The 14,429-nt window shown below is 67.2% G+C and carries 10 protein-coding genes; 3 read left to right on the top strand and 7 right to left on the bottom strand.

Going from position 1 to position 14,429, the window contains the following annotated elements; all coding sequences use genetic code 11:
• Positions 1 to 55 precede the first annotated feature (55 nt).
• The 4 genes from RM531_RS00765 to RM531_RS00780 are packed head-to-tail and all read right to left on the bottom strand — an operon-like array spanning position 56 to position 6,571.
• On the bottom strand, positions 56 to 1,015 hold the full coding sequence (locus RM531_RS00765; RefSeq protein ID WP_311656549.1) for an aldo/keto reductase: 960 nt from the start codon (positions 1,013 to 1,015) through the stop codon (positions 56 to 58).
• Positions 1,012 to 2,289: an NTP/NDP exchange transporter gene (locus RM531_RS00770; RefSeq protein ID WP_311656551.1), complete on the bottom strand. Its 1,278-nt coding sequence runs from the start codon at positions 2,287 to 2,289 to the stop codon at positions 1,012 to 1,014. Before RM531_RS00770 ends, RM531_RS00765 begins: the two co-directional genes overlap by 4 nt.
• Before the next feature lie 13 nt (positions 2,290 to 2,302).
• Positions 2,303 to 5,449 carry an efflux RND transporter permease subunit gene (locus RM531_RS00775; RefSeq protein ID WP_311656552.1) on the bottom strand — a complete coding sequence of 1,049 codons (3,147 nt, stop codon included), beginning with the start codon at positions 5,447 to 5,449 and terminating at the stop codon, positions 2,303 to 2,305.
• A gap of 45 nt (positions 5,450 to 5,494) precedes the next feature.
• A complete protein-coding gene (locus RM531_RS00780; protein ID WP_311656553.1) occupies positions 5,495 to 6,571 on the bottom strand; it encodes an efflux RND transporter periplasmic adaptor subunit in 1,077 nt (358 codons plus the stop codon).
• A 367-nt stretch (positions 6,572 to 6,938) separates the two neighbouring features.
• Between RM531_RS00780 and RM531_RS00785 the strand changes: the two genes are divergently transcribed.
• Complete coding sequence (locus RM531_RS00785) at positions 6,939 to 7,451, top strand: hypothetical protein (protein WP_311656554.1); 513 nt, start codon at positions 6,939 to 6,941, stop codon at positions 7,449 to 7,451.
• Between the two features lie 256 nt (positions 7,452 to 7,707).
• On the opposite strand, the gene RM531_RS00790 is transcribed toward RM531_RS00785, so the two are convergent.
• From RM531_RS00790 to RM531_RS00800, 3 genes are all read right to left on the bottom strand, one after another.
• On the bottom strand, positions 7,708 to 9,447 hold the full coding sequence (locus RM531_RS00790; protein ID WP_311656555.1) for a ShlB/FhaC/HecB family hemolysin secretion/activation protein: 1,740 nt from the start codon (positions 9,445 to 9,447) through the stop codon (positions 7,708 to 7,710).
• Positions 9,448 to 9,554: 107 nt separating this feature from the next.
• Positions 9,555 to 10,985 (bottom strand): cryptochrome/photolyase family protein, encoded by a 1,431-nt coding sequence (locus tag RM531_RS00795; protein WP_311656556.1) that lies wholly within the window; start codon positions 10,983 to 10,985, stop codon positions 9,555 to 9,557.
• A gap of 27 nt (positions 10,986 to 11,012) precedes the next feature.
• The gene (locus RM531_RS00800) at positions 11,013 to 12,554 is read right to left on the bottom strand and encodes a cryptochrome/photolyase family protein (RefSeq protein ID WP_311656557.1); all 1,542 of its coding nucleotides are present in this window, start codon (positions 12,552 to 12,554) and stop codon (positions 11,013 to 11,015) included.
• A gap of 80 nt (positions 12,555 to 12,634) precedes the next feature.
• Here RM531_RS00800 and RM531_RS00805 point away from each other — a divergent pair, with 80 nt between their 5' ends.
• Together RM531_RS00805 and RM531_RS00810 are read left to right on the top strand one after the other, a co-directional pair.
• Positions 12,635 to 13,435, top strand: a complete 801-nt coding sequence (locus RM531_RS00805; RefSeq protein ID WP_311656559.1) for an SIR2 family NAD-dependent protein deacylase — start codon at positions 12,635 to 12,637, stop codon at positions 13,433 to 13,435.
• On the top strand, positions 13,432 to 14,427 hold the full coding sequence (locus RM531_RS00810; protein WP_311656560.1) for an MBL fold metallo-hydrolase: 996 nt from the start codon (positions 13,432 to 13,434) through the stop codon (positions 14,425 to 14,427). The genes RM531_RS00805 and RM531_RS00810 overlap by 4 nt, the downstream gene beginning before the upstream one ends.
• Positions 14,428 to 14,429 lie beyond the last annotated feature (2 nt).

Here is a 14,429-nt window from a genome sequence, read left to right on the forward strand (position 1 = left end):
TGGCAGCGTGGTTTTACGCGCTCACCGCCCGGCGCGCAACAGGCCGCAGCCGGTTTCAGCCGGCTGCCTCGAACGCGGTACGCATGGCCTTGCGCTGGGTCTGGTCGGGCACGGCGCCGCGGCCCGCGGCGGCATTCTCGGCGGCGTGTTCGCGGTCGGAGGTGGCGGGGATCGCCACGGTCACCGCCGGATGGCCGAAGATGTACTTGAGGAACAGCTGGGCCCAGCTCTTGCAGCCCAGGTCCTTGCCCACATCCGGCAGGGGTGTATTGCGCACCCGGGCGAACAGTTTGCCGCGCTCGAACGGCTCGTTGATGACGACCGCCACGCCGTTGTCGGCGCAGGCATCCAGAAGGCGGGTCTCGGCGTTGCGCTCGGCGATGTTGTAGTTGAACTGCACGAAATCCAGCGGTTCCCGGGCCACCAGCTCGGCCAGCGCAGCGTGCTGGGCCACGGTGTAGTGCGTCACGCCCAGATAGCGGATGCGGCCTTCCTCCTTCCAGGCGCGGAGCGTGTCGAGGTGGGTCTCCAGATCGAGCAGGTTGTGCACCTGCATCAGGTCGATGGTGGCGGTCTGCAGGCGTTCCGCGGATTCGCGCATCTGGGTCTTGCCGGCCTCGGCGCCGCTCGTCCAGACCTTGGTGGCGGTGAACAGCGCATCCGGCGCGTCGATGGCGGCCGCCGCCCGGCCCAGCACGGTTTCCGCCCGGCCGTACATGGGGGAGGAATCCACCACCCGGCCGCCGTTGTCCACGAAGGCCCGCAGCACATCCTGGCGCTGGACCATGGCCGCCACGTCATTCGGGTCCACATCGAAGGTGCGGGCCGTTCCCATGCCGCTGATCGGTACCTGCTCGCCGGTGGCTGGGATGGTGCGAAGGATGGTGTCGTCCGGCAGCGGCGGCAGCCCGCCCTCGCGGCTGATGACGCCTGGCGGCCAGGCTGCCAGCGCGGCAGTTCCCAGCGCGCCCTGGAGCAGCCTGCGGCGTTGATGGAAACGGGTCGGGTTGGTCATGGCGGCTCTCCGTGAGCGAAGGATTCCGGGGCGGCATCATGATACCGCCGCGTGTGCGCGCGGCCGAGCCATGCGCTCAACAACAACCAGCCCGTGGCGATCGGCAGCACGGCGAAGGCCATGCCGGTCAACCCCAGGCCCAGGCTGGTCAGTCCGGTATAGGCCCAGCCGCTGAGCGCATCGCCGCCGCGGTAAACCAGGGTGTCGATGGCATTCTTGGCCTTGTACTTGTCGGTGCGCGGCAGCACGGTGAACAGGGCCTCGCGCGCCGGCCGGGCCACGGCATAATTGGCGCTGCGGCGCAGCACCTGGAACACCACGAGTACGGCGATCACCGGCACCAGCCCCAGCACCAGGAAGCCGAGCAGGCTGATGGCGGGCAGGCTGCCGAGAGCCACGCCCAACCCCAGCCGCCGGATCAGGTGATGCGTGACGAACAGCTGCAGCCCGACGGTCACCACGTTGGTGGCCAGATCGACCGCGGCGAATAGCTGGGTGCGCCGGGCATCGTCGTCGAACAGGCGGCTGACCAGCTCGGCCTGCTGGAAGTAGAGCACCGTCGACAGCGCCGTGTAGCAGAGGATGAACAGCGCCACGCCCTGCAGATAACGGGATTCGGTAATCCGGCGCAGCCCCTCCCAGACGCCGCCGCCCAGCCGGCTGCGGTCGGCCTCGATCTGGTCAGCCGCCCAGCGACGCAGGACCACGATGCAGCCAAGGGCCGCGGTCAGCAGGCCGGCGCTCAGTGGCAGCAGCCCGAGCACGCCCAGTTGTCCGGCCAGCAGCGCGGCCAGGCCCGGTCCCGAAATCGCCCCGGCACTACCGCCGGCAGCGATCAGTGCAAACAGGCGCTTGCCCTGGGCAGCGGAGAAGATGTCCGCCATGAAGCTCCAGAACACCGACACCACGAACAGGTTGAATACACTCAGCCAGATGAAGAACGCGCCGCCGGCGATGGCTTCGCCCCGGCCGCTGGCCAGCCAGCCCCAGAACAGCAGCAGATCGAGAATGAAGAAGCCGTATACCAGCGGCAGTAGTAGCCGGCGGGGATAGCGGGCGGCCAGCCAGGCGAACGCCGGTACCGCCAGCAGCATCGCCAGGAAGGTGCCGGTGAACAGCCAGGGAAGATCGCCGGTGCCGTCGCTGATGGCCAGGGCGTCGCGTACCGGCCGCAACAGGTAGTAGGCGGCCAGCACGCAGAAGAAATAGACGAACGACCACGCCGCGGCCGGCGCTTCCCCGGCCCGTATCGGCAGCAGCCGTCCCGCGATCACGGCCGGCGCCGGCTCAGGCCGCGGCGCGGGCCGGGCCGCGCAGGCGCTCACCCACCTGCAGCACGCTCACCAGCAGTGCCGGCAGAAAGGTGACGGTAATCACCATCGTGAACAACAGCCCGAACAGCACGATGGCCCCGACGCCGCGATACAGCTCGGTGCCGGCGCCGGGCAGGAATACCAGCGGGGCCAGCCCGAAAGTCGTGGTGATGGTGGTCATCAGAATGGGACGCAGACGGGTAGCGACCGCTTCGCGCACGGCGTCCACGATCGGCATGCCGCCCGCGCGGTTCAGCCGCGCCTGATCGACAATCAGGATGGGGTTGTTCACCACCGTGCCCATCAGGATCAGAAAGCCCAGCATGGTGATCATGTCGAAGGGCTGGCTCAGTGCCGGCAGCCCGAGCAGCGGCAGCCAGCCTCCGACCAGGTTCATCATGGCCAGCCCGGCAATGCCGCCGGCCACGCCCAGCGGGATCGTAACCAGGATCAGCAGCGGGTAGCCCCAGTGGGTGAAGATGGCGACCAGCAGGAGATAACTCATCAGCAGGGCGATGACATAGTTATCCGATAGCGCCGCCCGGGTGGCATCCAGCTGATCGCTGGCCCCGGAAATGTCGACATTCACCGACGCCGGGATCTCGCCTTCGTCGCGCATGGCCCGAATGATGTCGTCCTCGACGGCGTCGACGCCGGTTTCCAGTGCCACGCCCGGCGGCGGGATGATGTAGAGCGTGACGGTACGCTGGCCGTTCAGGCGCCGGATCACGTCGGTGTCCACAGTCTGTCGGAAGTCCGCCAGGCTGGTGATCGGCTGGCTGCCGGCCAGGGGCGTGTGAATGGTGCGGTCGGCCAGGGCGTCGATATCGGTGCTGCGGCCGCGGTTGTCGTAGAGGTAGATGTCCACCTTGTTGTCGGCCAGGATGTACTCGTCGACAAACGCGCCATCGGCCAGCGCCGCCACCGAGAAGCCCAGTGCCTCGGTGTCCAGGCCCACCTCGGCCAGCCGGGCATGGTCGGGCTCCACCCGCAGCAGGGGCTGGGCCAGTGTCAGGGTCTGCGGATCGGCCCGGACCTGGGGATTGTCGAACACGGTCTGTGCGCGGTCGTAGGCGCTGGTGGCGACCTGGTAGATTTCCGCCAGCGAGGGGCCGCCAATGTCCAGCGTCACGCTGCGGGTGCCACCGTCGTTACTGGTGATGATCGACCCGCGCGTGGAGAACGCCCGCATGCCGGGATAGCTGCGGAATATCTCGTTGTAGGCGTTCATCAGCTCGTCGATGTGATCCGGGTCGACCGGCTCGCTGATAATGCGCATGCCCTCCGCGTTGATGCGCATGTTGAGATAGCGCATCGGCGGAATGTCGGTATCACCGGCCTCGTACCGCGCCGGATCGCCGTTCAGATGCGGCACCAGCGTCTCACGTACTTCCTCGCCGATCGCCGACAGCTCGGACAGGTTGTAGCCGGGCGGGGCGATCATGCTGGAAAACGTCTTGGCCTCCTCGCCTTCGGGCAGATACGAGGCCGGCGGGGTGAGCAACCCGATCACCGCGGCCATCACTGCCACGGTTACGCCGATACAACCGAAGCGCCGGGCCCGGCTGCCCAGCAGCCACGCCACCCCGGACAGCGCCCGTTGCTGCCAGCGGGGATTCCGATCGGCGACGACGCCGCGCAGCGGTAGTCGGACGCTGGCGGTGGGGACCACCACGATGGCCACCAGCATCGATACGAAAATGGCCGAGGCGATGGCGATGGAGATATCGGAGTACAGCTGGCCGGCTTCTTCCTCGATGAACAGCACCGGCGCGAATACCAGGATCGTGGTCATGGTGGAGGCCAGCACCGCCGGCCAGACTTCGCGCACTCCGGCCAGCGCGGCCGCGAACCGGTCGCTGATGCGCTGGCGAGCGCGTTCGATGTTCTCCAGCACCACGATGCTGTTGTCCAGGGTCATGCCGATGGCGAATGCCACGCCGGCCAGCGAGATCACGTTGATGGTGCGTCCGGTCATCAGCAGGCCGAGGAAAGCCGCGATGGTGCAGATAGGAATGCCGATCACCCCTACCAGCGTGGCCGGTACCGACCGCAGGAACAGGAACATCACCATTGTGGCGAGCATCGCGCCGATCACCAGATTGCGCCAGACGCTGGCCACCGAGGCCTGCACATAACGCACGTCGTCGCTGATCAGCTGGATGTCCATGCCCGCCGGTTCCAGCACCTGCTCGTTGATGCCGGGGATGGCCCTGGTCATGGCCTTCTTGATCTCGATGACGTTGGAGCCGGTCTCGCGGCGCACCGACAGCGAGATATTGGGCTTGTCGTTGTAGAACGATTCCTCCCGGATCTCCGCGTGGTCCAGACGGATGTCCGCCACGTCGGCCAGGCGGATCACCGCGTCCCCGCGGCGGTCGAGCACCACCTCGCCCAGCGCTTCCACATCGGCGAAACGGCCGATGGTCCGCAGCAGATAGCGGCGCTTGCCGCTGTCGATGTCGCCGCCGGTGATGTCGCGGCTCCGCTCGCGTACCGCCGCTCGCACGTCGGTGAGCGTCAGATTCCGCGCGGCAAGGCGGGCCGGGTCGACATGAATCTGGATCTGGCGCGCCGCGCCGCCGCCGACCTCGACCCGCTCGACGCCGGGCACCCGCTCCATCAATGGACGAACCCGGTCGTCGATGAAGTCCTGCATCATGTCCATGTCGACCTGCATCGGGTTCCCCGGCAGCGGGGCAATGCGGTAGTACATGAACGAATTCTGCGAAAACGAGGTGGCAAACAGCCGTGGCTCGTCCACGTTCTCGGGGTATGCGGGCACCTGTGACAGGGCGTTGGAAACGCGTAGCAGGGCGTTGTTGGCGTCGACGCCGAACGGAAATTCAAGCTGAATTTCGGCGGCGCCGGTGCGGGCCACCGAGACCATGCGCTGCAGGCTGGGCACGTTGCGCAGGTATTCCTCCTGCTCGATCAGGATTTCCTTTTCCACGTCCTGCGGCGTGGCGCCCGGCCAGGCGGTTTCCACCGTGATCGTGCGTACCGCCAGGTCCGGAATCATCTGCACCGGCACGCGGAAAGCGGCCACGATGCCGAACAGGCAGATGATGAGCACGCCGATGGCCAGCAAAGTCGGGCGGCGAAGCAGTCCCTCAAGCATGGGCTGTCGCTCCGGGCCGCCGGCGACGGTGAAGGCAGCCGGCGATCACGAGTCGGACTCGATCCGCACGCGCTGACCGTCGCGCAGCCCCTCGTTGCCCTGGACCACCACCCGGTCCCCGGCCGACAGACCGCGCCGTACCTCGACCCGGCCGCGATCGCTGCGGCCCAGGGTGATCTGGCGCCGACGGGCCACCGGGCCGTCATCGCCATCGGCCACCACCCAGACATGGGTATCGCCGTTGGGGGAACGCAGCACCGCGTCCCGCGACATCGAGATCACGTCCTCACTGCTTTCGACGCGGAATTCCGCCTCGGCCGACATGCCCGGGGCCAGGCGGCCATCCTCGTTATCCAGTCGCACGCGTACGAGAAAGCTGCGGGCCGTGGCATCCAGGGCATCTACACGCGTGCTGACTTCCGCCGACCGTGGCTCGCCGGCGCCGTCATGGGCCTGCACGCGAACCGGCGTGCCGGGCGCCAGATGCCCGAAGTACTCCTGCGGTGCCTGCACGTCCAGCCGCAGCTGGTCGGTGGCGACCAGTTCGAATACCACGTCGCTGCTGGCGGCGTACTCGCCGATATCGGTCATGCGACTGGCCACCACGCCGTCGAACGGGGCCGGCAGGGTGTGGCGGGCCAGACGCTCGCGCTGGAGCGCGACCTCGGCCTCCAGCCGATCCACCGCCGCCGTGGCGGTGCGCACCTCGGCCGTGGCCGATTCCAGCTCGGTCCGTGGAATAGTGCCGCGCTCGGCCAGCGGCTGGCGTTCGTCGCGTACGCGGCGGGCTTCCGCGAGCCGGCTGCGGGCCTCGGCCAGAGATGCTTCCAGCGTCGCCACTTCCAGCTCGGCCAGGGTATCGTCCATTTCCAGCAGCGTATCGCCGCGGCTGACGCGATCGCCGGCATCCACCGCCACTGCGGTTATCAGGCCGGCCACACGCGGGGCCAGGGCAGCCCGGGCGGGTGACGTCAGACTGCCGGTCAGCGGCAGGAGCTGCACCCAGGGTTTCGAGGCCACCGATTCCACTTCGATGTCGGTGGGCTGGGCGGACACGGCGGCGCCGAATACGACAGCAAGACAGGCCGCCGGCAGGCGGCATCGATACAGCAGACGGATCATGCGCAGCATTATGCCCAAGTTGGGGATGTCAGTCGGGCCGCGAATCCTGCCGCCGCCCCCTCGGCAATGGTCGGACGCCGATACGCGCCAATGGTTCACCGGGATTCAGCGAAACGCGTCGGATTCGCCGGACGGCACCGGTTTGGTGCGAGCTGCACGATTTTTGACACCCACCGTGTAGGAAATTAACGTACGCGCGACATCAGCCGATAACCCGGTTGCGAGTTGGGTTACGGAGCTCTTTCGCTGTTGTCGAATAATTACCGATGCACGACTCCGGCTCCCTCTGCCATCCACTCAGGGTGGTAGCGGTTGCAACCGACCCATTCGTCATAAATCGATTTATACCGAGAATCTGGAGAGTGAAATGAGAAAGCAACTGATTGCAGCCGCCGGCCTTGCGCTGGCGAGCGGCGTTGCCAGTGCGCAGACCGAAGCCGTCACCGCCCCGCTGAGTGCCGGCGCCGGTCTTCTGGCCGATAGCGTGGAACTGGGTGCGAATGCCCTGGTGGGCGTGAACTCGGCTGACAACGGCGGCAACCTGAACAACGTCGCGGGCAGCGGCCTGCTCGGCGGCGCCGACCTGCTGAGTGACGTGCTCACCGGGGCCGCCGGCGAAGCCAACGATGGCGCCACCGAAGGCGGCGATCTGCTGGGAAACAGCGCCATGGCCGGGCTCGACGCGTTGGCCACCGGCATCAACGGCGGCAGTCAGGTACTGGGTGACGGCATCGGCGGCGGCGCGGACGCGCTGGCCCAGGCCATCCGCATGGGCGACCTCGAAGGTGGCAATGTGGGCAACGGCTTCAACCCGGCCAGCCTGGGGCTGGATGGATTGCTGGCCCCGCTGACCGGTCTGACCAGCGCCTCTCCGCTGTAAGTCTTCATGCCGTGCCGCCGGATTGGCGGCACCGTCTTGAAACGAGAGGGCCGCCCATCGGGCGGCCCTTTTTCGTATCGGCAAGACGCCTTTCGGCAGAAGCCTAGAAGGTGTTTACAAAGCGTAGCGAGCGCAGCCAGTTTGGACACGTTGGACACGGCGGCGCGCAGAAAGCGCAGCGTATTAACAATACGTAAGCATTGCGAGCACCGTACGGGTTCAAAATGGTAAGCGCAGTAGTTTTGTAGACACCTTCCTAGAATTCGCCCTTGATATTGAAGTAGACGTCGGACTCGGCGCCGTCGAGGACGTTGTCGGGTATGCCGCTCTCGGACAGGCCCTCGGCGGCATGGACGGTCAGCTGGATGTTGTCCAGCGGGGCGAATTCCAGTTTGATGCCGGCGTCCGTGGCCCGCTGTGTGCCGGCACGGCCGAAGGGCTTGTTGTCGCCCTCGAATTGGGCCATGCCGGTTTCCACGAACACGGAGAAGCGATACGGGCGGCTAAATACTTGCCAGCGCGGCAGTTGCACCTGGAACCGCCCGTAGGCCCCGGTATCGCCCACCAGGATACCCGGCAGATAGGCGCTGAGATTGTCCGGGCCGCCAAGCACCCACTGCTGCTGCTGGGGCACGCGGTCATCCAGCGAGAACTGCCCCTTCACCTGGATCGAGGCCAGCATCTGGTAGGGCAGGCGATAACTGGTCTTGAGGCTGGCGTCGAACAGGTTGAACTCGTTCGTGCGCTCGGCATCGGTCAGGGTGTTTTCGATCTCGCCGCCGAAGCCACGCTTGTAGCCGGCACCGACGTTAAGGCTGCCGCGCTGGTCGAACAGGGTCCAGGAATCGGAGTAGGTGGTGCCCAGCCGGGCGGAGCCGTAGCGCTCGTCCTGGATTCGCTGGCCGGCGAGCGACACCGAGTCCATGCTGCCGCCACCGCCGCCGGTCAGGCCGCCGAGCAGATCCCCGAGCAACCCGTCCAGCAGGCCGCCGAGGATCGGATCACCGCCGCCACCGCCGCTTGCCACCAGTTGTCCCTCGTCAATGGTGAGGGTGGAATCCACATAGGCCAGTTCCTGCTCCAGCAGCCAGCGGGCGTCCTCGTCCGCGTACAGGAACTGGTTGCCGGTGAGTTTGACCTCGACGATTTCGGCGCTTTCGCGATCATCCTGGAACACCAGCTGATTGCTGCCGTCCGCCGTTGCCGGCTGGTCAAACAGGCCGCTGACTTCGTATTCGGTGTACGAGCCGGACAGGCCGTAGAGGCCCCAGGAGTTCACGGTGGAGTAGCTCAGGTCGCCACGGCCGTACTTCTCCCCGCCGCGCGAACTTCCTAAGTCGGTGAAGCCGTGGGCGTATCCCAGGCCGATCTGATCGCCGTTGTCGAGCGAGTACTTGGCGCTGGCCAGGCCGAAGTAGCGTCCCAGGAAACGATTGCCCGGGTTGCCGAACGCGGCGGTCAGATCGAAGGGGTCGTGATCAGGATCCTCTCGCCCGTCAATTACCAGCGTGAAGGCGGCGGGGTCCGCCGGATCCACGGAATACGAGGACGTCATGGTATAGCCGGCCCGCTCGGACTTGAGTTCGGCCAGCACCCGCATGGGTTCCATGTCCTGCTTGGTGAGCCCTCGCTCACCCTCGAACGACTCGAAGAACGGGGCGATCGCCGGCGGTGCGTCCACCTCGGCCAGATAGCCCTCATTGACATGCACGTAGATGGTGTCGCTCTGGCCCTCCCGAGCGTACTGCACGTTCACCAGAATATGACCATCGGCCGGGTACAGCGCGTTGAGCAGCAGCACCACCTGTGACGGCGTGCGGCCGGCCGAGGTCACCTGCCGGATGCGTTCCTCCGACAGATAGGTGTTGCCGGTCACCAGCAGCGTGTACTGGCCGACCTCCAGTTCGATCACCTTGTCCGCCGCGGCACTCCGCTGTTCGAGCACGGCGACTTCAGCCTGCTGGGGTGGCAGCGGCGGGGGCAGGTCAAGCGGCATACGTACTTCCTTGTCATTGTCCCTGTTGGGCGCGGCGCAAGCCCAATGCGCCGCTAATTAAGTGAATGCTGACGGCTCCGGGGGCGCAAGGCAAGACTGAGTGGCATTCAGTCACGCTTCTTGATCGCGTCGAACGCTTCCAGTGCCGCTCGGCGTGATTCCTTCAGATCCACCAGCGGCGCCGGATAATCGGTACCCAGGGCCACACCGGCATCCCGACAGACGGCTGCCGAGGCTGCCCAGGGTGCGTGGATATGTTTGGCCGGCAGCCGGGCCAGTTCCGGCACCCACTGGCGGATGTAGTCGCCCTGGGGGTCGAACCGCTCGCCCTGGCGGGTGGGATTGAAAATGCGGAAGAAGGGGGCCGCGTCCGCCCCGCAGCCGGCGGTCCACTGCCAGCCCAGCGTATTGCTGGCCAGGTCGGCGTCCACCAGCGTGTCCCAGAACCATTCGGCGCCGGCCTGCCAGGGCTGGCGCAGGTTCTTGGTCAGGAACGACGCCACCACCATGCGCACCCGGTTGTGCATCCAGCCGGTTTCCCACAGCTCGCGCATGCCGGCATCCACCATCGGAATACCGGTCTGCCCCTGTTGCCAGGCTTTCAGGGCCTGCTTGTCGTCGTCCCAGGGGAAGGTCTCGAAGCGCCGATCGAGCGGTTGGGTGGGCGTGCCCGGAAAGTGAAACAGCAGATGGTGGGCGAATTCCCGCCAGCCGATTTCGCTCAGGAACGTGTCCGCGCCCACCCGGGCGCCGCTGTCCAGCCATTCGTGCACGCCCTGCCAGACCTGCCGCGGTCCGATCTCGCCGAAATGCAGGTGCGGCGACAGGCGGGAGGTGCCCGGCCGGGCGGGCCAGTCGCGGTCCTGCTTGTAGCTGTCCAGGCAGGCATCGAGGAAATCCTGCAACGCGGTCTGGGCGCCCGCTTCACCCGGGGTCCAGGCGGCCCGGATGCCGGCATCCCAGCGGATTGTCGGACGCAGCGCCAGATCCTCGATGGTCAGGGACGCCGGCACTTGCCCGGGCCCGACAAGCCGATCCGGCACCGCCACCGGCGGCTGCATTCGCTGTGCCGACAGGGCGCGCCAGAATGGTGTGTAGACCCGATAGGGGTCACCCGCCTTGGTGGCTACCTCCCAGGGTTCGGCCAGCAGGGCGGCGTTGTGGCTGCTCACCGCCAGGCCGTCGTCCCGCAGCGCCTGCTTGATCTGCCGATCGCGTTCGATCACCGCCGGTTCGTAGAGCCGGCTCCAGGTCACCGCGCTGGCGCCGGTTTCGCCAATCAGGTTGCGCAGGGCGTCGAGACTCGGGCCCCGCCGGATGACCAGCGGCAGGCCGGCCTCGGCCAGTTCGGCCTGCAGCGCGCGCAGGCTGTCTTCCAGCCACACGCGCTGCGCGCCGCCGGGTGCCCAGGGGGCTTCTTCCTCGGGCGCGTGGATATAGACCGGCAGCACCGGCCCGCGGGCGGCCGCCTCGGCCAGGGCGGGATTGTCGGCCAGACGCAGGTCGCGGCGCAGCCAGACCAGGGTGAGATCGTTCATGGTTTGCATGGTGTGGCGATGGTGAGCTCAGACGCGTTCGCCGGCGGCGATGCGCGTTTTCAGATCGGCGGCCTGACGCCGGATGCCGGCCATGGTTTCCGGGTTCTCGCGTTTGCGGTCGAGGTTCCGGATCTGGAAAACCATGCGCCGGTTGCCGCGGAATTGCTGGTCATGGCGGTCGAGAAAGTCCCAGTACAGGGTGGTGATCGGACAGGCATTGTCGCCATCGGCGCGGCGATGGTCGAACCGGCACTCGCGGCAGTAGTTGCTCATGCGGTTCACGTAGTTGCCCGAGGCGCAGTAGGGCTTGGTGCCGACGATGCCGCCGTCGCCGAACTGACTCATACCCAGGGTATTGGGCAGGCTCACCCAGTCAATGGCATCCAGGTACATGGCCATGTGCCAGTCGTGGAAGGCCCTCGGGTGAACGCCGGCCAGCTGGGCGAACAGGCCCAGGATCATCAGGCGCTGGATGTGGTGCGCGTACCCGTTGTCATGCACGTTGCTCATGGCGTCGCCGATGCAGGCCATGTCGGTCTCGCCGTCCCAGTAGCTGGTCGGCACCGGCAGCTTCGCGTCCAGCGCGTTCAGCTCGATGTAGTCCGGCATCTGCTGCCAGTAGATACCGCGCACGAACTCCCGCCAGCCGAGAATCTGCCGCACGAAGCCCTCCACGCTGTTGAGCGGCGCCTCGCCGGCCTCCCAGGCCGCCACGGCGGCGTCGATCACCTCGCGCGGATCGATCAGATGCAGGTTCAGCGCCGCCGACAGGCGCGAATGATGGACCAGATCGGCACCGGTCCAGAGTGCATCCTGCCACGGCCCGAAGCCGGCCAGGCGATGGCGGATGAAATCCTTCAGGGACTGGTGGGCCTGGTCGGCGGTCACTGGTTGGTCGAAGCCCTCGAGCCGGCCGGGGTGGTCGCCAAAGCGGGCGTCGACCAGGTCGATGACCTCCCGCGTCAGCGCATCCGGCGTGAATGGCAGCGGCGTGGGTAGCCTGCCGGGTCCTTGTCGGCCGAAGCTTTCGCGGTTGTCCGCGTCGTAGTTCCAGGCCCCGCCCGCGGGGGCGCTGTCATCCATGAGAATGCCGTGGGTGCGGCGCATGTGGCGGTAGAAATCCTCCAGCACCAGCCGCTTGCGATCGGCCGCCCAGTCCCTGAATTCCTCGATGCCGCAGTAGAAGTGCCGGTCGGCGCGAATTTCCAGCGGCAGGCCGAGCGCGTCGGCCGTGTTCTGCAGCATCTGCCACACCCGCCAGTCGCCGGGTTCGAGAACGATCAGGCGTTCGGGCGCGAGTCGCCGCACGTCGGCTGCCAGGATGCTGGCGAAATCCGGCCCGCTGTCGTGGCGGCCGTCCGGCTGCAGGGCGTGGTATGCCACTTCCATGTCGGCCGCTCGCAGCTCGTCCCGGAAGTGGCGCATGGCGCTGAAGAACAGCACCAGCCGCTGCTTGTGGCACCAGACATGGGTGGCCTCGGTGACGTTCTCGGCCATCCACACGCCGTCGCGATCGGACTCGAAACCGTCGAAGGCAGCACTGTGACGATCCAGCTGATCACCCAGCACGAGAACGAGATGGCGCGGACTGGCGATGAGACTCTCCCGGAACGGTTGCGATGCCGCCGGCCATCGCCGACGATAACGCCATGGCGGGGCATGATAACGACTTGGCGGCAATCACGGCGGTGGCCGGACGGCTGGCACGGGCCGAGCGGCTGCTGGTGATTACGGGCGCCGGCATGTCGGCGGATTCGGGTCTGCCGACGTATCGCGGCGTCGGCGGCCTCTACAACGACGGCGGCACCGACGACGGCATCCCGATCGAGATGGCGCTGTCCGGCGGTATGTATGCGCAGCGCCCGGCCCTGACCTGGAAATACATCAGCCAGATCGAGCAGGCCTGCCGCGGCGCCCGGCCCAATGCCGGTCATCAGGTGCTTGCCCGGCTGGAGAAAGGCGGCCGGCAGGTGACCATCGTCACCCAGAATGTGGACGGGTTCCACGGCCAGGCCGGCAGCGGCGACGTGATCGAAATGCACGGCAACCTGCATCAACTGCGGTGCCCGGCCTGCAATCACCGCGAGCAGGTGCCCGACTTCGCTGACCTTGCCATACCGCCGGTCTGTCCGGCCTGCGATGGCATGCTGCGTCCGCGGGTGGTGCTGTTCGACGAAATGCTGCCGGATATCGCCGTGGCCCGCTACGAACAGGCCCTGGCGCAAGGCCCCGATATGGTTATGAGCATCGGCACCACCGCGGTGTTTCCCTACATCGCCGAGCCGATCCGGCAGGCGGTGCGCGAGGGCATTCCCACCGTCGATATCAATCCGGTGGCCAGCCCGCTGTCGCGCGCCGTCGATCACCATCTGGCAATGCCCGCCGCCGCGGCACTTACCGCCATCGAGCTGGCGCTGGCGACGTCCGGCCTCGGCGAGACCGCCACTTGAACGATACCGACCCGTCCGCCGGACGCACCAGCGCCGAGCGGGTCGGCGGGCGTTTCGCCAACCCGCCGAACCAGCACCAGCCCGGCTGCGGCCCGGGCGGGCTGGCGCGATTCCTGTGGGGCCGCGTGACCGATCGCCGGGTGCCGGCGCCACCGCCGGGGCATTGCCTCGATCCAGCGGCGGTCGCGGCGGGCCGGCAGGCCTGTGCCGGCCGCGATCACCTGACCTGGCTGGGCCATGCGGCTTTTTTACTGGAACTGGGCGGTCGGACGCTGATGACCGATCCCTTCCTGTCGGACGTGGCAGCCCCGCGTCCGCTGACGGCGCCGCGCCGTTTCGTGCCGCCGGCGCTGACCGTGCCGGAACTGCCTGCCATCGATCTGCTGCTGATTTCCCACGCGCACTACGATCATCTCGACGCGCCCACCATCCGCGCGTTGCGGCAGCGATCGGATCCCGAGGTCGTGGTCCCGCTCGGGCTGGACCACTTCTTCCGGCGCCGAGGCTACTCGCAAGTACGGGCGCTGGACTGGTGGCAGACCGTGACCTGCCAGGGCCTGCGGATCACCGCGGTGCCGGCGGTACATTTCTCGCGGCGCGGGCCGTTTGATCGCAACACCGCCCTGTGGTGCGGCTATGTAGTGGAAACTCCGGCCGGCCGGCGGCTGTATTTCGTCGGCGATACCGCCTATGCGCCGGTTTTCCGGGAAATCGGTGCCGCGTTCGGCCCGATCGACACCGTATTGGTACCGATTGGCGCCTATGAACCGCGAGGCGTGATGCGCCAGGTGCATGTGAACCCGGAAGAGGCAGCAGCCCTGTGCCGCGACGTGGGTGCCCGGTCGGCGGTTGCCATGCACTGGGGCACCATCGTGCTTACCGACGAGCCCCCGTTCGAGCCGCCGACACGCTGGCGGGCGGCGATGGCCGACCAGGGCTTCGCCGACTACGCCGCGCGGGTGCCGGCGATCGGGGAGACGTTGTTGCTTTGAGT

This window comes from Spectribacter acetivorans (genome assembly GCF_031846305.1).
Lineage (GTDB): Bacteria > Pseudomonadota > Gammaproteobacteria > Nevskiales > Salinisphaeraceae > Spectribacter > Spectribacter acetivorans.